The sequence below is a fragment of the uncultured Capnocytophaga sp. genome, from assembly GCF_937936315.1.
In the GTDB taxonomy this organism is placed as follows: Bacteria; Bacteroidota; Bacteroidia; order Flavobacteriales; family Flavobacteriaceae; genus Capnocytophaga.
The window spans coordinates 24,403-48,897 of sequence record NZ_CALGWU010000063.1 but is presented as its reverse complement, the minus strand read 5'-3'; the positions used below and the strand labels follow the sequence as shown (position 1 = coordinate 48,897).

At 41.8% G+C, this 24,495-nt stretch carries 16 protein-coding genes; 1 reads left to right on the top strand and 15 read right to left on the bottom strand.

Annotation, left to right across the window (positions count from 1 at the left end; all coding sequences use genetic code 11):
- Positions 1-50: 50 nt before the first annotated feature.
- Both Q0162_RS12675 and Q0162_RS12670 read right to left on the bottom strand, forming a co-directional pair.
- Positions 51-1,208, bottom strand: a complete 1,158-nt coding sequence (locus tag Q0162_RS12675; protein ID WP_297892381.1) for a hypothetical protein — start codon at positions 1,206-1,208, stop codon at positions 51-53.
- A gap of 259 nt (positions 1,209-1,467) precedes the next feature.
- On the bottom strand, positions 1,468-3,654 hold the full coding sequence (locus Q0162_RS12670) for a glycoside hydrolase family 97 protein (protein ID WP_297892380.1): 2,187 nt from the start codon (positions 3,652-3,654) through the stop codon (positions 1,468-1,470).
- A 213-nt stretch (positions 3,655-3,867) separates the two neighbouring features.
- Between Q0162_RS12670 and Q0162_RS12665 the strand changes: the two genes are divergently transcribed.
- Positions 3,868-4,230 carry a hypothetical protein gene (locus Q0162_RS12665; RefSeq protein WP_297892377.1) on the top strand — a complete coding sequence of 121 codons (363 nt, stop codon included), beginning with the start codon at positions 3,868-3,870 and terminating at the stop codon, positions 4,228-4,230.
- Between the two features lie 216 nt (positions 4,231-4,446).
- Here the strand turns inward: Q0162_RS12665 and Q0162_RS12660 are convergent, their stop codons facing one another.
- The 13 genes from Q0162_RS12660 to fabG form a co-directional block, all read right to left on the bottom strand.
- A complete protein-coding gene (locus tag Q0162_RS12660) occupies positions 4,447-6,186 on the bottom strand; it encodes a glycoside hydrolase family 66 protein (protein ID WP_297892375.1) in 1,740 nt (579 codons plus the stop codon).
- 191 nt (positions 6,187-6,377) lie between these two features.
- Positions 6,378-7,817, bottom strand: coding sequence for a SusF/SusE family outer membrane protein (locus Q0162_RS12655; protein WP_297892373.1), 1,440 nt, complete (start codon positions 7,815-7,817; stop codon positions 6,378-6,380).
- A 66-nt stretch (positions 7,818-7,883) separates the two neighbouring features.
- On the bottom strand, positions 7,884-9,368 hold the full coding sequence (locus Q0162_RS12650) for a RagB/SusD family nutrient uptake outer membrane protein (protein WP_297892370.1): 1,485 nt from the start codon (positions 9,366-9,368) through the stop codon (positions 7,884-7,886).
- Positions 9,369-9,455: 87 nt separating this feature from the next.
- Positions 9,456-12,494: a TonB-dependent receptor gene (locus tag Q0162_RS12645; protein WP_297892368.1), complete on the bottom strand. Its 3,039-nt coding sequence runs from the start codon at positions 12,492-12,494 to the stop codon at positions 9,456-9,458.
- 397 nt (positions 12,495-12,891) lie between these two features.
- Positions 12,892-13,374, bottom strand: a complete 483-nt coding sequence (locus Q0162_RS12640; RefSeq protein ID WP_297892366.1) for a hypothetical protein — start codon at positions 13,372-13,374, stop codon at positions 12,892-12,894.
- 23 nt (positions 13,375-13,397) lie between these two features.
- Positions 13,398-14,249, bottom strand: coding sequence for a GyrI-like domain-containing protein (locus Q0162_RS12635; RefSeq protein WP_297892364.1), 852 nt, complete (start codon positions 14,247-14,249; stop codon positions 13,398-13,400).
- A 347-nt stretch (positions 14,250-14,596) separates the two neighbouring features.
- Complete coding sequence (locus tag Q0162_RS12630; RefSeq protein WP_297892363.1) at positions 14,597-16,879, bottom strand: hypothetical protein; 2,283 nt, start codon at positions 16,877-16,879, stop codon at positions 14,597-14,599.
- A 156-nt stretch (positions 16,880-17,035) separates the two neighbouring features.
- Entirely contained in the window at positions 17,036-17,668 is a 633-nt protein-coding gene (locus Q0162_RS12625) for a hypothetical protein (protein ID WP_297892362.1), read from the bottom strand.
- A 19-nt stretch (positions 17,669-17,687) separates the two neighbouring features.
- Entirely contained in the window at positions 17,688-18,083 is a 396-nt protein-coding gene (locus Q0162_RS12620; RefSeq protein ID WP_297892360.1) for a hypothetical protein, read from the bottom strand.
- A 339-nt stretch (positions 18,084-18,422) separates the two neighbouring features.
- Positions 18,423-18,830 carry a hypothetical protein gene (locus tag Q0162_RS12615; protein WP_297892358.1) on the bottom strand — a complete coding sequence of 136 codons (408 nt, stop codon included), beginning with the start codon at positions 18,828-18,830 and terminating at the stop codon, positions 18,423-18,425.
- A 113-nt stretch (positions 18,831-18,943) separates the two neighbouring features.
- Positions 18,944-19,492, bottom strand: a complete 549-nt coding sequence (locus Q0162_RS12610; protein WP_297892356.1) for a hypothetical protein — start codon at positions 19,490-19,492, stop codon at positions 18,944-18,946.
- A 210-nt stretch (positions 19,493-19,702) separates the two neighbouring features.
- On the bottom strand, positions 19,703-23,590 hold the full coding sequence (locus tag Q0162_RS12605; RefSeq protein ID WP_297892516.1) for an AAA domain-containing protein: 3,888 nt from the start codon (positions 23,588-23,590) through the stop codon (positions 19,703-19,705).
- Between the two features lie 148 nt (positions 23,591-23,738).
- Positions 23,739-24,473, bottom strand: coding sequence for a 3-oxoacyl-ACP reductase FabG (fabG, locus tag Q0162_RS12600; protein WP_002681301.1), 735 nt, complete (start codon positions 24,471-24,473; stop codon positions 23,739-23,741).
- Positions 24,474-24,495 lie beyond the last annotated feature (22 nt).

Genomic DNA, 24,495 nt, shown 5'->3' with positions numbered 1-24,495 from the left:
GAGGCAAAAGTAAGAAAAATTTGTCAATTTGCCAATTAGCAAATTAGATTTTAGTTTCCTATTCTATATGTTTGATTTCCTATTCTCAATAATTGATATTGCAAATGTTTATGGCTATACAGACTTATCCATCCAAAAGTTTCTATAGTTTCGGTATCATTTTTAAAGTAATAGGTAGGTAGAGTGCGAAGTTCTTCTTGAGATTTTACAGTTTTGAAACGAGTTTTTAGATGATAAGTAAGTGAAGGTTTCACGATATGATAATACAAAATGGTAGTATAGCCAAAGTTATCTCGGTAGGTTTGTACGTACTGCGGACGTATATAGTTGCGAGTTAAGCTTTTTTCTTGTTTAGGAAAACGTTTTTCATCAAATAGCTCAGGGTAATTGTATTGTGTTTTTAGGGTGTCTTTGCCAAAGGAAGCACGTTCTATATCGGTGTAGAAATATTGCCATTTGTCGTCTTTTAAGAAGACGATTTTATTCTGTTTTCCCTTTGTTATTTTAAAACAAGAGGCTTTAGTTTTCACATTGTTTTCAAAAAAGTTTTGTTGCTGTACTGGCGTCCATTTTTTAGATGCTTCGATAAAGGTCATTGGTAGGAAATTTTCATCATCGTTTAGGAAGAATGTGCTATAGGTATTTTTATCTATATTGATTACATAATCATCTAAAATATAAGCAGTTTTTTTATGGTCTCTATCGGTTGCAATACCCATTGATTGTTGATAGCCTAAGGTATCGAATTTCAAAATATAAGAAGACATTCTATCTTCTTTAACCATAACCACTTCATTTCGGCGATTGAGAAAACAACTTGTTAAATCTTCCGATTCATTAGTAGGAACTTCGTAAATACAATTTCCTCCTTCTTCGGCGCAAGTTGATATATCATACTCTAAATCTTTATAATCTCGGTAAGCTATAGGCAAGGTTTTTTCTGCTCTCAGTTTAGAGAAAGAAACGTCTAATTCGTCCATTATCCACGCAAAAAAAGCAATGGTGCAACCTATCGCTATAACGGAGGATATTTTGTGCTTGCAGCAGATAGCATAGAATGTCCATGTCCCTAAAATCAAGGGGATAGGGAGAAAAAGAAACCACGCTTCTGTATATAAACCTGTGGCAAACTGATTGACAAGGAAGATAAAGAAAGCAGAAAAGACAATACCAGCGATTAGTGCAGGAAAAAAGAGGGCTTTTTTCATAGTATTTTATTTTAAAGGCAAAAATAAGGAAAATTAGGAAATTAGCAAATTTGCCAATTGGTAAGTTTGTTTGGTGGTTACAAAAAAAATGTATTATCTTTGCCCCATAAAATAAAAAAGAGATAGGGCGGAGGTGGTCAGACCTCCACCCATTTACCTTACAGTAACCTAAATTTCTTTAAAGAAAATTTAACATTTAAAAAAGCTGCTAAGTACGTCGCTTAGCAGCTTTTTTTTCACTATTATATTACTGTAATTGCTATCGTTTTTTTAATCCTTTGGCTTGTGCCTTATCGGTGAGGGGATACAAGCTAATGGCATAGCCTCCGCCTGCTACTGAGTGCAGGGTGAGTTTGCTCTTGTTGGTCACCAATACTTTTTGAATGGTATAGGCTTGCGGATTGGTTTGATAGTTGGCATCTTTGGCATCGGCGTAGATAGTGGCTACATAAGTAGTTTTGGGCTCTAAGAAACTGAAATGAATCTTGGAGGTAAAATCCTTGCCGGCTGTATTGCCTACAAACCAATTGCGAGTGCCTTTGGCTTTGCGTGCCACAGTGATATAAGCCCCTGGTTCAGCTTCTAAATAGTGGCTTTCGCTCCAATCGAGGGCGACCTCTTTGATAAACTGAAAAGCATCGGGAAAACGACGGTAGTTCTCTGGCAGGTCGGATGCCATTTGTAGCGGACTGCTCATCGTTACATACAATGCCAATTGGTTTGCCAAAGTGGCATTGCAGTGTGAATGGTTGTTGGGGTTGTTCTTGCTGATGTCCATTTCAAACACCCCAGGGGTATAGTCCATTGGTCCGCCAATAAGGCGGGTGAAGGGTAACACGCACACGTGATTGGGCTTGCTACCGCCAAAGGCTTGGTACTCACCTCCACGTGCTGACTCGTTGCCTATAAGGTTAGGATAGGTGCGACACAAACCCGTAGGGCGCACTGCCTCGTGCGCATTCAGCATAATGCGGTAGTCGGCGGCTTTTTTAATAGCATAAAGGTAGTGATTGTTCACCCACTGACTGTAATGGTTTTCGCCTCGCGGAATGATATTCCCTACATAACCGCTTTTTACGGCGGGGTATTCGTATTTGTTCATCAGCTGATAGGCTTTGTCCATAAAACGCTCGTAGTTGCGGATAGACGAGGAGGTTTCGTGGTGCATAATCATCTTAATTCCCTTGCTTTTGGCGTATTGGTGAATAGCTTCGATATCAAAATCGGGGTAAGGTGTTTGGAAGTCGAATACCAAATCTTTGGAATGTCCAAACCAATCTTCCCATCCTATGTTCCAACCTTCTACGAGTACGCCATCAAAACCATTTTCGGCGGCAAAGTCGATGTATTTCTTCACATTTTCGGTAGTAGCCCCGTGTTTGCCGTGGGGTTTGAGGGTGGTGTAATCGGTTTTACCGATATGCACACTGGGCACATCGTAAGTATACGACCATTCTTTCATACCAGTAATCATTTCCCACCATACCCCTACGTACTTCATCGGGTGAATCCACGAAGTATCAGCCAAAGCACAAGGTTCGTTGAGGTTGAGGGTGATATCGGAAGCTAAAATATCGCGGGCATCGTTGCTTACAATTACTGTGCGCCAAGGCGTTTGGGCAGGGGTTTGCATATAACCTTTGGCACCGTTGGCATCGGGGGTAATCCACGATTGGAACACGAAAGTCTTGTCATTCAGATTGAGGTGCATCGCCCCGTAGTTTACTAAAGCAGCCTCGTGCAGGTTGATGTAGAGCCCATCGTCAGTTTTGAGCATCAAAGCAGTTTGTACACCTGTATCCGAAAAGCCTGTTTGTGCTAAATTTGCCTGACGCCCTTTTTGGTTGATAGCGCGTATTTCGGAGAGGCGTGACTGCTGATAGTCGTACTCTTGGGTGTCGTAATCGCCAGGTATCCACCACGCTTGGTGATCACCCGTCATTGCAAACTCGGTGCGTTCTTCTTTAATCACAAAATAAGGCATTTGCTTTTGTTCGGGGAACTCATAGCGGAAGCCCAATCCGTCGTCAAACAATCTAAAACGCAGGTTCATTTCTCGGTGGGTGTCCTTCTGTTTGAGGCTCACCAATAGCTCGTTGTAGTGGTTGCGAATGTTTTGGCTTTCGCCCCATACGGGTTGCCAAGTTTCATCAACGGTTGTATTTTGGGTATTCACCACTTCAAAATTATGGTAGAGAGAGGTGTTTGCCCCCTCTTTTTTGGTGATTTCAGCGCCAAATTTCACTTCATTGGAGCTAAATAGCTCAATGCCTAATCTACTCGGTTTAACTACTTCTTTTCCCTTGTAAAAAAGCGAATAGGTAGGTGTGCCTTCCGCGCTGAGCGAAAAAGAGAGTTTCAGCGCTTTGTTAGGCGAAAATAACTCCTGCGCTACTGCTGTAGCACAGGAGAGGATAGTTATTGTTATGAAAGTAAGAAATCTCATTGATTTGTCAATTTGTGGATTGTCCCCTTATTCACTTACTCACAATTGTTGTGTACATACTCAGTTATGAGCCTTCGCTGGTTTCCCCGAAAGGGAACAATTCTTAAAAGTGAAGGGGAATAATCTCTGAAAATAAAGATTAAAATTTAGTATAAAAATTATATTTATAGAAATAAAACAGTATCTTTGTCTTGAATTTAAAATCTATTCCTTATGAAAAACACTATTTTTTACACACTTATTACCTTGTTGTTTTTGCTTTCTTGTAAAAAAGAAAAACCTGAATTTGAAATTCAAAAAAGCTATCACACTTTTGTGATTGATGGACATTTAGAGGAATGCTCTTTTCGGATGTTTACAGGTGTCTTCGAAACAAAATGTTATAGTGTTACTGAATCTAACAATACTTTCAGGCTCGCTAAAGAATATTTAAAATTCGATACTTATGAAACGGGTTATCGCTATACTGTAAAAGTACTTCGCGAACAAAAAATTCTTAATCGAGAACCCTATCAAGATGAGACATATCTACCTCACTATACTGTTTTAGAGGTTTTAAAGAAAGAAAAACTATAACGATAATTAGCCTATTTTATTAGGAAAGTGTCCGAAAAGTTTTATTTGTGTGGGCGTTTGCAAAACGCCCACACATAACATACTTCAAAAATTGTTGATAATCAGAGTAATCAACTTTGCCAAAGGTTGTAGCACGACGAGTAATTAAAACTTTGGCAAAGTGTAGCGATGCTGTCCTACAAGCCCCTCCCCTTGGGGGAGGGGTTGGGGAGGGGATTAATACTCTATCACCACCATATCCCAATAGCTGAGGGAGGGGAGGGTGAAGGTAATTTGGTTGTTGTTATAGGTAAATTCTACGGCACGAGGAGCACCGCCAAAGAGGTCGGGGGTAGCGAACCACACTTTTTTGGGTTGTGCGGTTACAGCAACAGTAGTTTTAAGGTTGGTTACTGTGGTAGGTTTCTTTTGAGTACCGTTGGTATCACGCCAGTCCATAGAGGTTACTCCGTTGAAATTGATAAGATGCACTATATCCTTGCCGTTCACGGTTTTGGTGAGAGCCGCCACTTTATCCTTCGCTGCAGGCCAAGCCGCTATGGTTGCATTTTCGGCAGTTACCTGAGCTGAGGTATAGCTACCGCCGTCGCGCAATAGGTTTTGGTAAGCCACCAAGAAATCGTAGTAGGTGATGAGCGCTTTTTTGAGGTCGGCTTTCATTTGAAGGTTTTTATTAGGGAAATACTCATTGGCGAGGTAGTGTTCGCCTATCTCTAAATGAGCCCCTCCGAAGGCAAAAATCACTGCATTGGCAAGCAATACGCCAGGTTCGTTTACAAAACCTGCATTCTTAGATTTTTCGTAATCCATATAGGCAGCCAATACCGTTTTGAGTTGGTTGTTGCTACGATTGTAGTTATCAAGGATAATGCGAGCCAATTGGTCGTAGGTTTTTTCGTCCCATACTTCGGTATAAAGAAAATCCACTTTATTGGTACCTGCAATTTCGGTTTGACCGTATTGCCCTACTGCATTCATCACAAGGCGTTTGTTAGGGTGTGCGTTTTTCATCGCATTGATAAACGAAGCGTATTGAGGCAAGAGGTCTACGCTATTGCCATTGTAATCGTACACCGTGCCACGCCCTCCGAGTTGGTCGATATGATAACCATCGAAACCAAAAACGGCATAGACATCGCTGTTGCGCCCTGCTAAGTAGTTTTGCCAGTGCGCATTACCAGGGTTGGTGAGGTAGATACTACTGCGGGCAAAGTCGCCTAACAGGTGTGCATCTTTCTCTTTATGCTGATTGTCTTTGTAGAGAAACCACTCTTTAGCAACCCCATCGGCTTCGGCATTTTTGAGTGCTCCAAAAGCCAAATTGTAGAACATCGCTTTCATACCCTTGCTATGAGCAGCGCTGATATAGCCACGTACAGTAGAAAGAAAAGTGGGACGTTTGAAGAGGTCAGGCCACTCATTAGAAGGGTTTTGAGGGGTGCCAGCCAGTGGTTTGTGGTGGTCGTACATCCAGTCGTAGAACTGAATGCCGTTGATATGACAGCGATTCATAAAGTCGATATTCTTCTCGATAGGTTCGTTTTTGCCGTAAGAGGACAAGAAGCCGTAGCGGGGGAATTTTGTCCAATCGGAAGATACATCCACAGCGATACTGCCGTAAGTATTTTGTTTACCGCCAGCTTCTTGGTAGATTTCCACCAAATAACCTCGATAGTCATCGGCAGGGGTTACCCATTGCCAAGAGGCGCTGGTAAGGGCTTCTTCTTTAATGATTTCGCCTAAGTGAGAGTAGCGCACTTTGTAAGTACCAGAGGGCATACTCGCCAAGGTAAAGCGCACCGTGCTACCAGGGGTGTAGACCGCCTTATCGGTGCTGATATCTATTTTCAAATAAGTTTCGCCGAATGTAATAGGATTGTTGCTAGGCGTATCGTTCTTCTCGCAAGAGAAGAGGCTGAGCGTAGTGGCGAAGAATAGAGTATATAAAGCTTTCATTTTAATTGATTTTTTATCCTCACCCCCTCCGTTCTCCCCCTCCCCGAAAGGGAAGGGGAGGGAATCCGCAAAAGGGAGGAAAGAGGGTTCAACACGTATAAAGATGTTTGTTATTAATACTTGGATTTTGAGAAAATATAACGAATCGTAAGCTATGACAATTCAGTTACTTTTCTCGGATTGTTCCTTTCTTACATTTTCTTAATTACTACCGTTTGGGTAAGTTGGTTGAGGGTAATTTTGTAGGTGCCTGCCTCGCTGATTTTCCACTTGTTATCGGGGTTAGAGCCGTGGGCGCTGAAAATCATCGGTTCTTCCACACCGGCGGGAGCTTTATCGGCTTTAGAAGCTAAGAACCAGTCGCCACCCCAATCGCTTTTCTTGTCGCAAGAGAATTTGAGTTCGCCTGCTTTCAAGTCGCCTTCCCACATAAAGACATTAGGATTGCCACTATCTACAGTCATAGCGATAGGATTGTTGATATCCCAACCTGCATCGGTGGCACTACCAATCATATACATTCCTGCATAAGGAGTGAAAGGCACAATGTCAATCTTCATTGTACGAGTGTTGAGGGTAATCTTGTAAGTGCCTGCTGCAATTTTCCATTTGTAATCGGGGTCGCCTGCCCATTTCTTCACAGGGAGGTCGCTACCTTCAGCCGTATTATTTTCTTTCGGACGGAAAAATACTGCTGACCAATCGCCTTCTTTAGTACCTATTTTGAACTCACCTCCATTGCCTAAATCGGCATTGTAGTGGAACACAAATGGGTCGGCAGGGTCTACGGTCATTTTCTTGAAGCTCCAACCGGTAGGTTCACCTACGAACCACAACTCGGTATATTCAGGCGCTTCGCCTTTGGTGATGCTTATGGTGAGATTGATGAGGTTCACTTTCACGGTATAGACACCACTTTCGGCAATTGTAAATTTCTCATCACTGGTGTCGGCATCGGTTTTGCGGAAATGCAACTCACTATTATTGCTACCTTTGCCATACGATGGTATAAACTGACCTTTGGTAGTGATGAACTTGATTTCGCCAGCAGACAATCGTCCTGACCATGCAAAGGCTTTAGGAGTACCCTCAACGGGTTTCATCTCTTCGGCTTGATCGGCACTCCAACCGTGAGGGGCGGCACTACCGATGATATAGAGCGTATTGCTGATAGGGGTATGCGTTTTGAAAACGATGGTTTTTACATTGGTATGTTGTTTCATTCCCTCGCCAGAGGCTACTTGGGCAATGATGCGTACTTCCATCGTAACTTCGGTGTCTGCCGCAACTTTGAAAGTATTGAGCAATAGATTGTTGAGTTCCTCATTTTTATACACTCTCTCATAGGCTTCACGACCTACATTCTCGCTGATACCTCCCGCAAAGTTGTTGCCTTGCACATCCATTTGGAAAGTATAGGTGATAGCGGCATTGGTGCCGTGATTGGAAGCTGCCGTCCAAGTGAATTTGACCGCTTCTTGTTCGGGGTTGGCAGCGTCTAAGGCTACCATTTCTTTCTGGGCTTTCAATTCAAAAGGTTTTCCCTCTTTGAAGAGCTCCATATAGTCCTCTTTTTTACATCCCGTAAGGAGCAGTAAGAGGAAGGCGATGTATAAATGGTATGGTTTCATATTAGTTAAAAGTTAAGAGATAAGAGATAAGAGTTGTTGTAATTCGTAATTCGTCACTCGTAATTATTACCAACCAGGGTTTTGGGTGAGGTTGGGGTTGGCGTCGCGGTCTTTTTGAGGGACGGGCAAGAGCAGGTGTTTCTCGCGGGCGTTGGTTTTGCCTATGGAGTGCAAGAAATTGAGTGCATACTGACCGTTGTCCCAGCGAATCATATCAAACCAACGATGCCCTTCAAAAGCGAGTTCTATACGGCGTTCGTGGCGTATTTTCTCACGCATTTGCGCTTGGGTGAGGTTCTCTATATCGGCGCGATGGGTAAGACCCGCGCGGGTGCGCACTTTGTACAAAGGCACTTCAGCTTCCGTAGTGCGACCCAATTCGTTGAGAGCTTCCGCTTTCATTAGGAGTACATCGGCAAAGCGGAGCGCTACAAAGTTGGCAGGGTTGGTATTGAAATCGGGAGACTGACTTAGTGGCACTAAAAACTTGCGCACGTTATACCCCGTGTTAGACATTGAAGCGCGATACGCATTCCCTTCAAAATTAGGGCAACCCTCATAGAGAATCGTCTTATCTTTGCGGAGGTCGCCCGCCTCATATTGGTCTACAAACTCTTGTGTAGGCTGATTCCAACCATAAGCACCACCTACCCAACCGCTGTTGCGAGGACCCATAAAGGTACTGAGCCAAGAGGCTTGGTTTTCTTCGCCCCAGAAATCGTCTTTGGTAAGTCCGTAGTACTGAATTTCAAAGATAGACTCGGCAGTGTTTTTGTTGCGTTCGGCAGCGCCAAAACAATCGGAATAATCAGGATTAAGGGTATAACCGAGGTTTTCGACAGCGTTGCACATCTCAAGGGCTTCGCTATATCTACCCAAAGTGAGGTATACTTTGGCAAGCATACCCGCAGCAGCCCCTTTGGTGGCGCGACCTTTATCGGCATTGCTATATTGCTCGCGTGTAGGCAATAGGTTGAAAGCCTCTTTGAGGTCGGGGATAATCACCTCGTTGTATATCTTCATTTTGCTTTGGCGGAAAGGCGTTTTGTTAGTCAAACTCTCTTTAGGGTCGAGCTGAAGAGGCACATCGCCAAAGAGTTGCACCAAAAGGAAATAGTAGTGCGCGCGGAGGAATTTGGCTTCCCCAATACAGCGGTTTTTGATATCCTCAGGGATATTAGCAGAAGGCAAAGTTTTCAGAGCCGTATTGCAATAGAGAATACCAGGGTTACAACCGCGCCATATTTCGAGCGCCAAAGGGTTATCGGCAGTTGCGTTGAAGTTGGAAAGAGTGATGGTTTCGAGTCCATCGGTACCTCCTCCAGCGCCTACGATGCTGTTACCTGCTACGATGTCGAGCGTCCAGAGGCGCATATTGTAGAGGTTAGAGCGTTGCAAGGGTTTATAAGCCGAATTGGTAAGGGCAATAGCCGATGCCGCATCGCTTATGTTTTCAGCACTTGAATCTTCATAAGGGGTCTTGTCCAAAAACTTAGAACAAGCCGTGAAGAGCGGAAATGCTAATAGGGTGATGTATAATATCTTTTTCATAATTAACAATTCATAATTAACAATTAACAATTTGTAGTGATTCTTTTGTTACCTATTACCTGATGCCTGACACCTGACACCTAGCACCTAAAACTGCACGTTTAATCCAAAGCTAACTGTGCGGGTTACAGGGTAAGTACCACCATCAACGCCACCAGTGCCTACTTCCGGATCCATACCGCTGTATTTGGTGAAAGTATAGAGGTTTTGGCAAGACAGATATATGCGCAACATATCGGTGTGGAATTTTTGAGTAACCTCTTTAGGGAGCGTATACCCCAAAGTTACGTTTTTGATGCGCAAATACGAACCATCTTCTACAAAGCGGGTAGAGTGACGCGCATTTTGGTTGGGGTCGCCATAGATAGCACGCGGAATGCTATTGCTAGTGCCCTCGCCAGTCCAACGGTCTTTTACTTTGGCAATTTGGTTTTGTGGCACCGACATTCCCTCTTGCCATATACGGTTGGCATTGTAGATGTCGTTGCCTGCTACGCCTTGTAAAAATATTTGTAAATCGATGTTTTTGTAGTTGAAATTGTTGTTCATAGAGAACGTCCATTCAGGGAATGGATTGCCGATATAAGTACGGTCTTCGGCATTGATGACCCCATCGTTGTTGAGGTCGCGGAACTTCACATCACCAGGGGCGGTACCGTTTTCCACTTGGGTAGCATAGTTGTCTACCTCGCTTTGGTTTTGGAAAAGTCCGTTCATTACATAGCCATAGAAAGAATTTACAGGGTGACCCTCGGAGAGGATTTGCAATTTGGTGAGGAACGCCTCAAAACCAGTGAACAAAGGCACCCCATCGTTCATCTTCACAATTTTGTTGCGGTTGAAAGATACGTTTACATCAGTATTCCATTGGAAATCTTTTTTATTTACATTCACTGATGACACCGTAAGCTCTACCCCTTTGTTTTCCACTTTACCGGCGTTGATACTCGGTACCGCAATATCCGAATAGCCAGAGCTTACTGATACCGCCATTGGCACCAACATATCGCTGGTGTTTTTGATATAGGCATCGAAAGTGAGGTTCAAGCGGTTTTTGAGTAGCGCGAGGTCAATACCCCCGTTGAATTGCTCTACGGTTTCCCATTTCACATTAGGGTTAGGCATTACGTGAGGATAGAGGGTAGACACCAAATTGTTGTTGAACACATATTGCCCTGTGCGCAATTTGGTAAAATAAGCATAGTTATCAATACCACCTTGGTTACCCGTCATACCGTAACCCACACGCAATTTCACATCGTTTACATAGTCGTTTTTAGGGAAAAAAGACTCATTTGATGCGCGCCAAGCCAAAGAGAATGAAGGAAAAGTACCCCAGCGGTTTTCTTTGGAGAAACGCGAAGAACCATCGCGACGTACGGTAGCAGTGAGCAAGTACTTATCAGCATAGGTATAGTTGAGTCGCCCGATGAAGGAGAGGATAGCCCAATCGTTCATCGTACCGTCTACCGTAGGGTTTTCCAAGCCTTTGCTGAGTTGGTTTTGCTGGTCGCTCAAGAAGTTGCTCACACTCGCATTGATTTTGCTATACACGTTGTTTTGTGCACTGGTGCCCACCATCACATTGAGGAAGTGCTTTTGGGCAAAAGTATTGGTATAAGTGAGTGTGTTATCCCATAGGAGGGTAGTGCTCTTATTAGCATCTTGGTAGAGATTAGAGAGCGGATTAGGTATTGGTTTCCAGTTGTACTTAGGAGAGAAACTGCGATTGTCCCAATATTTGAAGTCGAGCCCCCCAGTGGTTTTGAATACCAAATGTTTTACAGGAGTAATTTCGGCAAAGATATTCCCCAAAATGTTATAGCCTTTGGTAGTGTTTTGTCCGTTGATAAGGGCAGTACCTATCACGTTGCGGATATCGCTGTACTGATGGGCAGGCGAATCAGGACCTGAGTAACTACCGTCTTCATTGTAAATAGGTTGTGTAGGCAAAGAAGCCATTGCCATACGGATGTTGTAGTCGCCAGATTTCTTTTCGTCGTGGCTGAGGGTGAGGTTGTTGCCAAACTTAATCCACGGTTTTACGCGCGACTCGCCGTTGAACTGCACTGTATAACGGCGGTAAGAAGTGTTGAGGATAATCCCATCTTGGTCGAACACACCCCCTGATACGTAGTAATTGCTCTTGTCGTTACCGCCTGAATAAGAAAGCGAATAGTTGCGCATAAAAGCAGGACGGAAGAGCGCTTTGAGCCAGTTGGTGCCTTCCCCCCAGTCCTCAGGATTGGCGAAATCAGGGCGTTGTGTAAGCGGACTTACCCCAGGGGTGCGGTTGTAGTTGGCAATCATTTCGTTGTGAAAAGAAGCAAACTCGCGGGCGTTGAGCATCACAGGTAAGTTGGTAGCTTGTTGAAGGGCTACATTGGTGCTAAACGACAGTTTGCCGTCGCCATTTTTTCCTTTTTTGGTAGAGATGAGCACCACCCCATTAGCACCACGAGAGCCGTAAATGGCAGTTGCCGAAGCATCTTTTAGCACGTCGATATTTTCTATATCATCTACGTTGAGGGCGTTGATACCGAGGTCGGTAGGTACCCCATCGATAACCAGTAGCGGTTCGCTGTTGTTAATTGTACTGATACCGCGAATGCGAAAAGACACGTTGTCACCAGGTTTTCCCGCCGAGGTTACTTGCACCCCAGCAGCACGCCCTTGGAGCGCTTCCCCAGCGTTGGCAATAGGTTTCTCTTTGAGAGCTTTGTTAGACACCGAAGTAACCGCTCCCGTAAGGTCTTTCTTGCGGACAGTACCATAACCTACCACCACTACCTCGTCTAACTGCTCTTGTTCTTCTTTGAGCACGATAGTGAGTTGGTTTTGGTTGCCTACAGCTACATTTTGGGTGTGATAGCCAATAAATGAAACCGATAGCGTGGCTTTAGCAGGTACATCTATCGTGAAATTCCCATCGAAATCGGTAGTAGTACCCTTAGTAGTGCCTTTCACCACCACCGATGCCCCCAGCACGGGCTGGTGTTTTTCATCGATTACCTTTCCGCTAATCTTTTTGTTTTGGGCAGAAAGGGCGGTAGAAAGCAAGCTAAAAAGTAGTAGCAAGGCGAGCTTGCCAATACTGTTTAATAAAGTTCTTTGTTTTCCTTTCATTTTAGTTAAAAGTTAAGAGGTAAGAGGTAAGAGTTTGTGCCTGACGCCTGACACCTGACACCTGTCCCCTAAGACCTAATTCTGCCGCAAAGATAAAATGTTAAAAATATACTAAAACACTGGATAGTAAAAATATAGACAACTAAAAATGTAGCAGTTTGATAAACAACAGAATAAAAAGAAAACAAGAGCGAAAAATATAGAAAGAATGTAAGGAAATTACGAGTGATGAATTACGAATTAGTTACTTTACTTTAGAAAAAATCCCTTGCAGTGCAAACTGCAAGGGATTTTTTACTTTTGAATAAAGTCGGTTTTATCAGAGTTATCCGACGAGTCTGAGTAGTCTGACAAGTTTGACAATGAACCGAAAGGTCTAATAAAACCTTATAGCATTTTAAGGCGTCATTTGTAACAAGTTACTAATTTCCTGGGCGTGGGTGCGGCAGTAGTACATCACAAAAGCGATGTAAGGCATAAAAAACAGTATGCTCCACAACAAGCCTTGTGCAAAACCTTTGTAATCACTGATGCGGTAAAGGGTGTAGCCTGCCCATAGCAAGTTGAGTGTCATCGTGATATGCGACAGTTGGGCAAAGATATTGGCGCCACTCCACGTGAATGTAAAGAGTCCCATAGTGCCGAAATAGTACATCGGCAGGAAGGCAAGGGGCAGCCAAAAGCTCTTTTTGGTGAGCCAAAAGGCGATAAAGCAAGCTAAATACACTAAGCTGCTGGGTGAGCAAGCGTTATAGGCAAGCCATTGCACAAAGTTTACTTTCAAAGTGAAGAAGAAATAACCACTCCCTGAAAGTGTGAGCAATAATAAGAGGATTGCCAAAACAATCCCTATGGTTTTTTCAGTTTTTGTAAGAATCATAATGTTAAAAATTAGCAAATTAGTTAATTAATGGGGATATAGATTTCTGTTTTTAGTTTTTCTTCAGGGGTGCGGCGAGCGTCGTTGAGGTATTTCTCGAACATAGGCTCATCACGCAGTTCGTATTCACTTTCTACTACCCAGCGCATTGCAGCATCGCAAACGGCAGAGAGCTGATTGTAACTGCCTTGATAAAAAAAGACGGCATACTTGCCTCCTGCTAAGGTTTTGCAACTCACCTCTCCTTCAGGGAGCGCAGGTTTGTGAATAGCCAAACTTACTTCCGAACGTTGGAGGGAGGCTTCGGTAATTTTAGGGTCATCGTACGATACGCATATCGACTCGATGCCTTTGGTAAATAGCTTTTGCGATTTTACAACCGCCCATAATTGTTCGTAGGCTTTGCCGTAGTCTAAAGAGCCATATCCGCCAGTAAGGGATACATAGATGAGGTTTTTAGGTTCGAGTTCCATTATTTTAGGAGCTTTGAGAGCCAAATTGGGATTGATGATTTCTTTTTTCATAATGTAGATATCTTTATTAGTTCTGTACTCGGTAGGGGTAATGCCATATTGGTTTTTAAAGGCTTTAGAGAGCGATGCAGGGGTTTCATAGCCTATATTGAAGGCAATTTGCTCTATAGGGAGGGTAGAGTAGCGCAGCAGTTGGGCAGCGGTTTCTATGCGCAAACGAGCGATAAAAGCGATAGGCGATTCACCTTTCAGCACTTTGAAAATCCTACAAAAGTGAAAATGCGACAAGTGGGCTATATTGGCTAATGTTTTCAGTTCGATGGGCTCATCGAGGTGACGGTTGATGTATTCAGCCACTTTGTTGATGCGCTGGGTGTAATCGTTATGAGTGATAGATTTCATAGGGTGTAATTTGAATTTCTGGTGCAAAGATACAGCAGCTTTCTCAAGGGGACTTTTCCTATATTGCTTTATTGTTTGTTATTACAATATAAGTTGGACAAGGTCAGACAAGGTCAGACAAGTCAGATAACTCAGACAACTCGGACAAGGCTGTCAAAAGTATCCTATAACCCCTGACCCCTGACCCCTAATACCTAACCCCTAATGTAGTGCCAAAAAAGAAAGTATCTAAAAAGTGAATTGATGCACTTTTTAGATACTTTTATTTTATAGACTTTGCCAAAGGTGCGAGCCGCACGGGCAATTAAGGACTTTGACAAAGTGTTCTGAAACCTGAAACCTAAAACCTAAATCTCTCCTTTCTTCATTTTTTCAAAATTGGTTTGAATTTCTGATTTTTCATCATCGCCACCATCTTCGGCTTTAGGGAGGTTTTTAACGGCTTTTTCTTCTATTTCTAAGGCTTTTTGCTTTTCACCACGTGCGTACAAAAGGTGGGCAAAAGTGTCTAAATAATAAGAATTTTCGGGTTCTAATTGTACTGCCGAACTCGACCATTGGAAAGCCTCATTCAATTTATCGGGGTTTTGCTTGTGCTCTTCAAACACTTTCCAAGCAATGTTATTGGCGCGGTTCGCAAAACGCATTTTGTAGTATTTCCAACTGTTCTCATCATTACCTTCGGAGAAAGCCTTGTCTAATGCAACGATGAGATTGCCGTCTTTTTGCAATAGATTTTTGTAGTACTCACCGAAGTACACTGCGGCTTCATCTACATTGTTATCATAGAGAAAATCGATGTAGTTGTCATCAGAGAAGAGTTTCTTTTTCAAACCTTCTTTATAAACAGTTTTTACGGGGTCAAAGAGTTTTTTGTCGTTGAAAGTGATATGCTCGAGCTGGTTAGAGAGCTCTCCGTAATTTACTTCTATGATTCCTTTTTCTAAACGTTCGTTATAGCCCATATAATAATCCTCATTACCATCAATTTTTTTGTTGTAGGCTTTGATTTCATCGGCGAATTTCACCAAATAAGCGATAGCATCTATATCGGCGGTAGTTGTGGGTTTTTCGGCGTTGAAAATGCGGTAGTAATAGTTAGCTTCGGCATTGTTGAGCGAGAGCAAGAAAGCGTACTCAGGGTCGAATTTGGTATCTTTTTTATGAGCGTTTACCACGCGTTCCCATTGGGCGATTGCTTGATCTGGGGTGAGTCGCATTTGGTAGATACCATTAGGGTTTTTAAGGTTAGAGAAATAATCTTCAGCTTCTTGTGCAATATAGTCAAAAGCTTCTTCCTCATTGCTGTCGCCTGTTTTTTGCTCTGGACGATTCTTTGCCAATAAATACACACGCTGACTGTCCTTTTTGAGGAAAGTAGTGAAAATAGCTTGTATTTCTTTTACTGATAGTTTGTTGTTGCTCAAGGCTTTGTCGAGCGCACACGCCATTGCCATAGTGCCAAATTGGACAACATTTGCGTTAGAGCCAAACAGTTCATCGTTTACAATTTCTTCGATAGTAGCAGGTTGTGAATAGATGAGATTGCCTGCAACATCTAACAAAGCCAATTGGTTACCCGCAGGAACCCCTTTAGCTTTGAGGGTTTTGAGGTCTTTGGCAGTAGCCAAATAGAACTCGTAAGGATAGATAGGAGATTCATTATCCTCTTCGTAGTTATAACCTATGCCTTCTTCTTTATATTTAGCAAAGAAGTTGTTAAATTCTTCTTTAGCTTTTGGGTTATCAGGTTGCTGGAACACTACCACCAAACGACTTTGCTTATCGGCTGAAGCGAGGGCAGCATTGAGGTTTTTAGGCACCGAAACCACAGCTTTAGCTTTTTCTTTGGTGTTTTTATCGGGGTCGTATCGAGGGATATCGCGTTCTTTTTCAAAGTCGATAAAGTGAGTCCAATGGCTTACACTTTCTTTAGAAGTGAAAGGCACTTGGTTAGGGTTAGGCTTGTCGTTAGCTTTGCTAAAGAGGATTGCATTGCTGCTATTGCCTTCTGAAACCGAAATGGTTTGTTTATCAGGATTGTAGGTACCATTGAGATTAAAGGTGCCATTTCCTACTAAAACGGTTATTTCTGCAGCATTTGTGTCTTTGCCAATAGGGAATTTTTGGATATTTACTTCCTTGTTTTTGCTGTAGGCAGCTTGGTGAGCATCAACTAAGTAGAGATTGGCAGTGCGGGGCACTTCAAAACTTTCGAGCACATAGTAAGTTTCGCCATTGCTATCCTTTTTTTCTTCAATATTCTCTAAAGAATCGATTTTGTTATAAACGCACACGTACTCCACTTCTCCTTTGGCGTTTTCATACCCTATGTAGAGATAACGCGGATCGACACCGGTGCGAGGCGGTGTTTTGAGGGTGATTTGCAATTGCTGACTGTCGCTTTGTTTTTTCTCAACAACAAAAGAAGAGGTTTGAGGTTGGAAAAGTATTTTTTTATCTTTGAGAACGTACTCACCCAAGGTAGCAATCAGTTCGTAAGTACCGTTGGGGAGGAATCTCAATTCTAAAGCGTTACCAAGTGAATTGGCTTTATAATTTCCTGAAGGAACGGGAGTTTGCGCAGCCAAAGAGAGGGGCAAGAGCGCTAATAAGGGGAGTACTTTCATTTTTAGATATTAGTTAATAAGTTAAGAGTTAAAAGATAAAAGAGTCTATCAAAAAGTGAGCCAGAGCATTTGGTGTTTGTTGTAAAATTTTGTATAATTGATTATAATTGAATTGCGATGTTTGCAAACCAAATCCAACTGTAATTTATGCTTTAACTAGAGTTTTACTTTATATTTTGCTACTAATGTTTCGAGATATGGGTATAAACTTCTGTTGATAAACAAAGTTGTTTTCTCAGGGTGCCATATCCCTATAGTTATATTTTTTCCTCGATGTTTTAAGAGAATTTCCATTTTTTCAATGGTTTCTAAAGAAATTTCAACAATTGTGTTGAATTTAAAGAGGTATAACTTTTCTTGGCATAATATGAAAGGAGGAGCATAGGTTAGAGAGCGGTTCCTTATCTCATTAAAAAAATACCAATCTTTCTCACTCATTTGCTCTAAAAGCATTCGCTGTGCTTTAGTGGTAGTTTGGGTAGCGCTGCGTATGAGATAGTAAGATCCTATCAAAAGAGGTGAGAACACTGCACAGGCATAAAACCAAAAGATAAATAGGGTATAGTAATATTGGCTATCCATATTCCTCACAACCTTAAAATCTAAACCCAATATCATAAAGAGTAAAGGTATCAACGAGAAGATGACCACAGTAACGATGAGTAACCTACGGATGAACCTTTTGCGTTTGCTGAAATAGAGTTCTCTTTCAGCAGGCAATGATTTGAGTGGGGTAAAGGATTTTAAACGTTCTTTAAAAGAATAAGGGTTTTCAAAAGAGAAATTCATATTTTTTGCAATTGATTTATTATTTTCTTCTGTTGGAATGCGTATTTCGCCACTTTTCAATGAGAGTTAGTATTAAAATTGAACCTTTTTGTAGTCCTTTTTTAAGCAGAAAACATATACCCCACCACAAACAACCCGCTACGAGAGCTCCTATACTAAAAAGAATATGATCAATAATTGGAGGAACCCCTTCTTTATTGGTTACAAAAGAAAGTGCTATGCTTAAATATCCAAAGGTATAATAAAACAAATATCCACAAGCTAAAGAATTGTTGTTTGTATGACATTCTTTTGATAAGTACCAAAAAAAGTCAAGCGATTTTCCATTTACAATGATTATTATGGTAGTAACAATCACTATAAACACTAAAAAATAGTATAAAATATTTATTATTTTATTTATTTTCTTTTCCATTTTCTCTTTTTGAGTGTAGGTCATGCGGTTTGTCAATTAGGTTGTTGTACTGCTTAGAATTCAACAAGGTATTTGATACATTACCCCAAATCTAACTAACTTTCAATGTTTCTATATATTAAAGCTGCTTAAACAAAAACAAATAATAACCCTTTAACAAGAAAAACAATATTCTACCTCTAATTATTTATTCCTTCTTAAAAGTTCATCATAATGTTCTTTAGACATAGTGCGATAAAACACTTCTCCATTTTCATAAACTTCATAATCACCTATCCTCTTAATAAACTTACCTAAATTAAGTTCTTCAACTAACTTAGAAACGAACTCTTTTCTTTATTAATTCACATAATATAGCTCTTTCTCCATTTCATAAATAATTATTTTAATAAAGTCAAGTTCTTCAAGTCCTAAATCATATTTTTCCCAAGGAGATAGAATGTCTTTATTCTTTTCAATATAGAATTTTATTAAATCTAATATGTATGGACGATTCTCAATTCTTTCATTATTATAATTTATAATTCGCTCTTGTTCCTCTTTGTTATTTATAACATTATACAATGAAAACAATTGCTTTTTAAAATTGTTTTCCCCAAAGAACACAATAGATTCCTCAAGAGAATAATCATTAGATGTTAATATGATATTAAACATTGGAGAATATTCATCATATTTTTCTCCCCAATCCATCGTTTTTTCTTTAATTAAACAAAAAGGTTTGGTATTTCTTTCTATTTTAATCATATTCTTTGTACTTCTATTTTAAACCATCGACCAAATAAATTTTTACATTTGGAAACATATTTGAAAAATCTTGAATAACTCTTTGACAAGAAATGTAATAGTTTAAACCCTAATCATCTATTCTTTTCATATTCCCACCGTCCCAATTCTTTTCTCTTTTCTAACTGGTGCAAAGCCAATTCCTTTATTTTTATATCATTAGTCTCAGATGCCAATTTTTCTAAAGCTAAAAGACTCTCAGGCTGTAGTTGAGCTCCTATAGCATAAATGATTTTTCGTATATAAGGATATTTAAAATCTTCTGGCTCTAAATACTCAGGGATATTATCTATCGCTTTTAATAGAAAAGGTATATTTTCGGTACTATTATTCCACATTGTTTGAAATAAATCAACAATATCTTCGTGGGAATTATGAAAATTCAATAAGAGTAATCTCCTTAAAGGTTCTTCGTTAGAGGGGTTAAAACAATTTAACAACCACCCCGTTAGGATAACATTCCGAACATCTTCCAAACTTTTACCATCTTCCAATAATAAAATAGCTTCGTTAAAATCTTCAATATTTATACTGTTTTTTAACATTGTTAATCTTTCTTCTCTTGTAATTTTTTTTGAGTAATACAAATTGAATATATTTGTAATCTTGTTTATATTTCTCATTTCATTGTTATTTTTTAATTTTTTTTACAAACCTAAACTCTAAGATAACGTGAGTCCGACGTAAGTAATTGTTTAACAATCAGCAAAATATTTTTAATCTCCCACAAAGCCAGCGAGGGTTCACAGCTAGGTATGTGAAACACGAATTTACATAATGAAATACCTCTCGTCCCTCGTCATTCGTCTCTCGTCTCTCGTCATTCGTCATTATCATTTCGCCCATTTTCTTTTGTAGTCAAAGCCGGCGTTGAGCAATATTTTTTCCTTGTGTAGGTCTTCTAAATAGGCTAAATCGTTGTTGTAAAGGGGTTTGCTAAGGCATTCTACAGCTACGGGCTTGCCTTCCTTGGGCTCTAACAAAATATCGATAGTATAACCGCCAAACTCGTAGTCCATTGTGATGCGCTGGTCAGGGTATTTTTCTTTGAGCTGACGGTAGGTTTGTTCTTTAAAAGCACTTTTACTTTGCTGGTCGATATCGGTGTGTTTGTGTCCATAGAGGTCGAGTTCCGATAGGATTTCACGGCGGAGGGCATCATTGCCGTCGCTTACAGCACGGGCGTAGGCGAGGTAGGCGTAGAGCACAGCGCGGCGGTTGTTAGCACCTTCTTGCGCTAAAGCCTCTTTATAGGTGGCTAACAATTCTTCGGGGATAGAGTTGCACACGTATATCTGTTCCTTGGCGCGGGTGATAATCACATTCAGCAGTTTGTAGCCTTTGGAGAAGTTTAGCGGACCAAAACTCTGTACGAACTTGCCGCCTTTCTTCTTGCCATAAGTTACCGATAAGATGATGATATCGCGCTCGTCACCTTGTATGTTCTCCAAGTTCTTAATAAAGAGTCCTGCTTGCTCTAAGGCGTTGATTTTCTCGCGGAAAGCCGTTTGCGTAGGGTCGTTTTGCTTTTGGAGTATCTGTTTGCGTATGTAGTTGCGCTGGGTGATGTTGAAGGTCGCAATCCCCACCGATGGGTAACTACCGTCAGAACGAGGTTCTATTTGTGAGAGGATACGCAATACTTCGGCAGCTTCCTCACGGTTGATATGTTCATCAAAAGTGCCATTTACCTGAGTGAAATGGATAGGGGTACGGCTTTCGGTGCTGGGTAGCGGACGCAATCGGGCGTTGTAGAAAGCGTGGTTAGAAAAATCAATCAGATAAGGGTGTTTAGAACGATAGTGAAAATCTAAATGGTTCTTACTGAATTGGTATTCCAAAGCGTAATCCAAAAGCGACTCTATGTTCAGCATCGCATTTTTGTAGGTGAGCACTTCATCTTCTTCCTCGTTATCGTCGTCATCTTCGGCAGTACCGTCGAATACTTTGCTAAAGTAGTTAGACGGCGGCATTTGGTGTTCATCACCTGCGATGATAATCGTTTTACCTTTGAGCATAGCCGGCAGGTTGTCTTCAAGTTTCAGCTGACTTGCCTCGTCAAACACTACATTGTCGAAATAGAAATTCTTGCCCTCAAACAGATTGCAACAAGCATCGGGGGTGGTGAGGATAATAGGAAAGAAACTCGTAAAGAGGTCGGTGTCCTTCATTGCTATTTGTCTCAAGGTAAGGCGGTTGTGTTTTTCACTTTTGCGCTTGTTGTAGAGGTTCGCCACAGTGAGTTCCTTGTTTGCTTCTTCAAAAGTTTTTACTGCTTTGCGTTGCTGGGCATTCCAGTATCCCTCGATAAAATCTTTTTGGGAAGAGGCAAAGTAGTGTACTTTCTTTTTAAAATCGGCGTAATCGCGCTCGTTGAAGTTTAGCGTATCATCGGCATTTTGTTGTAAGAGCAAGCTGTAATAGGCGTGGAGGAAGGAGGCTTCCCAATGGGTTACTTTCGTAAGTGATAAAACGATGCGCTCTTGGAAATCGTTGAGCGATTGGAAGAATGCAAACCACTCGTACTGAGCTACCAAAGGTTGTGCAGGGTCGGCTTGATAGCTGTTGTAGGTCGCCAAACTACGGGTGATAAAGGCTTCAAAATCGGCAAAGGTATTGCCAAAATTGAGGGAGTCGAGCCAACTATCAGCTTCTATGCGGTTTTTAAGCGATTTTACTTCGCTTGTGAGCTTGTCTAAATCGGCATTTGCAAACGAGCGATCGTAGTAATTCAGCAGGTCTAAGGCTGCGAAATCAGCATTGGATTTGCTGTCAAAATCGGTTTGTGCTTGGGCAATGGCAGGAGTGTACTCGGCGATAACAGTTTTGTTGAGCAATAAGTTATCCGAAATAGCAATCGATGAAAAATTGCGGTGTAAACTGAGCGCTTTAATCGCAGTGCAGAGTTCTTGCAAACGTTTTTGGGTTTTCAGCACCTGCTTTTTCTCGGTAGAAAAGAGTGCTGAGAGCTTGTAGAAAAATCCTTTGGTGACCTCTGGTTGATACACAGCTGAAGTAGGGGGGAGCGTAGCGGTAATGAGCTCATACTCATTGCGGTATTGCGCTAAGGTATCCAGCTGTTGTGTAAATTCTTCTTTTCGTTTGTGCAAGTAATAGGCTTTATAAACAGCTATTTGTTGCTGGATAACCTCCCACTGTTGTACGTATTGCTTAAAGGCTTCGGCTACTTGTTGCTGGGTGTTAAACAGATTGGTAGCGGTGAGTTTTTTAGGGTTGAATAGATGATTTTGAGCGTAAGGCACATAGCGCTGATAGAGCGGCTCACCTTGTTGCCAAAGGGGTGCGAGAGAGGTAAACTCTTCATTGGTAAACTGAAAAGAGAAAGCCGAGAGGTCGAGCTCTTCTCTATCTGTTTCGTAGCGCATTAGCTCCGCCATTACATCTGTCCACGACAGTTGGTTGAGGAGCGGTTGGTTGAGTTTGTGGTGAATAGCATTGATATCTGTTGTGATTTTGCGCATTGCTTGCACTTGTTCAGCAAGGAGATTTTCGGGGAAGGCAGGTGTTTCTTTTTTAAACTCGGCATTATCAATATGGTTACGCACCGCATCAACAATGAGCTTTCGGTCGGCAATGGCATCTTTTATCATTGTGCAATACCTACCCAAACCTTTGTTTTGGAGGGCGTTGTAGAGCACTTCGAGGGCAGTTTGCTTTTCACAGACTACTAATGTTTTCTGTTTGTTTTCCAAAGCATTGATGAGAATTGCCGTGAGCGTTTGGCTCTTGCCTGTCCCTGGAGGACCTTGAATAAGAATTTTCTGCTGACTTTTCAGCGATTCCAAAATCGATTGTTGAGAGGGGTCGGTTTCAATAGCGCTCAGCGATTGGAATTGTTCGTTGGCTGTTGCCTGCAAAGGTACAAATTCCTTTTTCAGCGATTCGTAATCGTTGATGATGTTCTGTTTTTGGACTTCAAATAGGGAGAGGATACCGCATTTTTCTATAAAAGCATCACCTTTGTTAGGCAAAAGTTCCTCGTACTCCGCTTTAGTTTTTAGGGGGAGAATTTCGGTATAGTTGTTCAGCAAGAAATCCAAGTTTTGGGTAACTTTCAGTTGGTTGAGGATATCCGAGCAAAGAGAGTGCAGTTCGGGTTTATCGATTTTGCCGTCTTCCAGCATCTCATCGGGGATAGGTTTGAGGCTTACGCCCGAATCGTTTTGTAGGTGGTTGGTGAGCACCTCGTTCAGGTAGATAGGGTCGTCCTCATTGCGGCTTATCACCCACGTATTCATTTGGGTAGCTGGCTTTATCTTCACCGACCAAATTAGGATAGGAGCTGCTGTGAGCTGTCCGTCGCCCATATCGCGGCGCAACAGTATAGGGAAGCCAAAACCGAGCGTGTTCACCCCTTTTTCGGAAGTGATAACCTCGCTTTGGAACATTAGGTTTTCGATGCTATCTACGAGTTTTTCGAGGGCAGGATTGCGTTCAAAGCTGTTGTTACGGCTTTCGGAAGAGGCGCTACGGCGTTCTATATCAGTACTTTCGGTATCGTGAATAGAAAACGAAAAGTTGAGGTTGCGCAGGGTAAGGAGGTCGAGGATAAAGCGTTCGGGCAAGCTTTTGAAGATAGCCGAAAGTCGTGCAATATCAAATTTATAGCGCGAAGCAGCGGGAATAGCGTTGAGATGCACGCCGCGGCGATTGCCTACTTTGAGTTTGTTCTGTAGAGCAGTGAAGATTTCTTTCATAATTGCGAATGACGAGTTACGAATAATGGGGCAAAGGTAGTTTATAATTAGCAGATTAGCAAATTAGTAGGTTAGTAAATTAGTAGGTTAGTAAATGAGAAAAACTGTCCAGCAGGATGGTGGACAGTTTTTTTCACTATTCGCTTTTCACTTAACTATATACTCCCCCGTTGATATTTATCACTTCTCCGGTGATATACGAGGCTTTTTTAGACACTAAAAACGATACGAGGTCGGCTACTTCTTCAGCTTCGCCAAAACGCCCTACAGGAATCAGTTTTACGAGGTCTTCTTCGTTGAGAGAGGAAGTCATATCGGTGCGTATAAACCCAGGAGCAATAGCATTTACAGTGATATGACGTTTAGCCACTTCTTGAGCTAAGGCTTTAGTAGCAGCAATGATAGCCCCTTTAGCAGCCGAGTAGTTAGTTTGCCCTGCAGTTCCCTTTACCCCCGATACCGATGAGATGTTGATAATACGTCCGTAGCGATGGCGTAACATTTTTTGGATAAAGAAGTTCGTTACGTTGTAGAAGCCATCGAGGGTAGTAGAGATTACTTTGCTCCAATCCTCTTGGGGCATCCACATAAAAAGTCCGTCGCGATTGATACCCGCGTTGTTCACAATCACCTCTACCACAGCATCTTTATTGTCGTGTTGCCATTTAGTGAGGGCTTCGGTAGTGCTTTGGTGATCAGAAACGTCAAAGCGGATAATCTCTCCATCACTCCCTAATTTTTTGATGTGATTAAGGGTTTCAAGGGCAGCTACCTCATTGCTTTGGTAAGTAATGAGTAGGTGATAATCGGTGTCTTGCGCGAGTTTTTCGCATATAGCGCGCCCTATGCCTCGCGAACCGCCTGTAATGATAGCGTACTTTCTCATTTTGTTTTTTTATTTAGTTTTT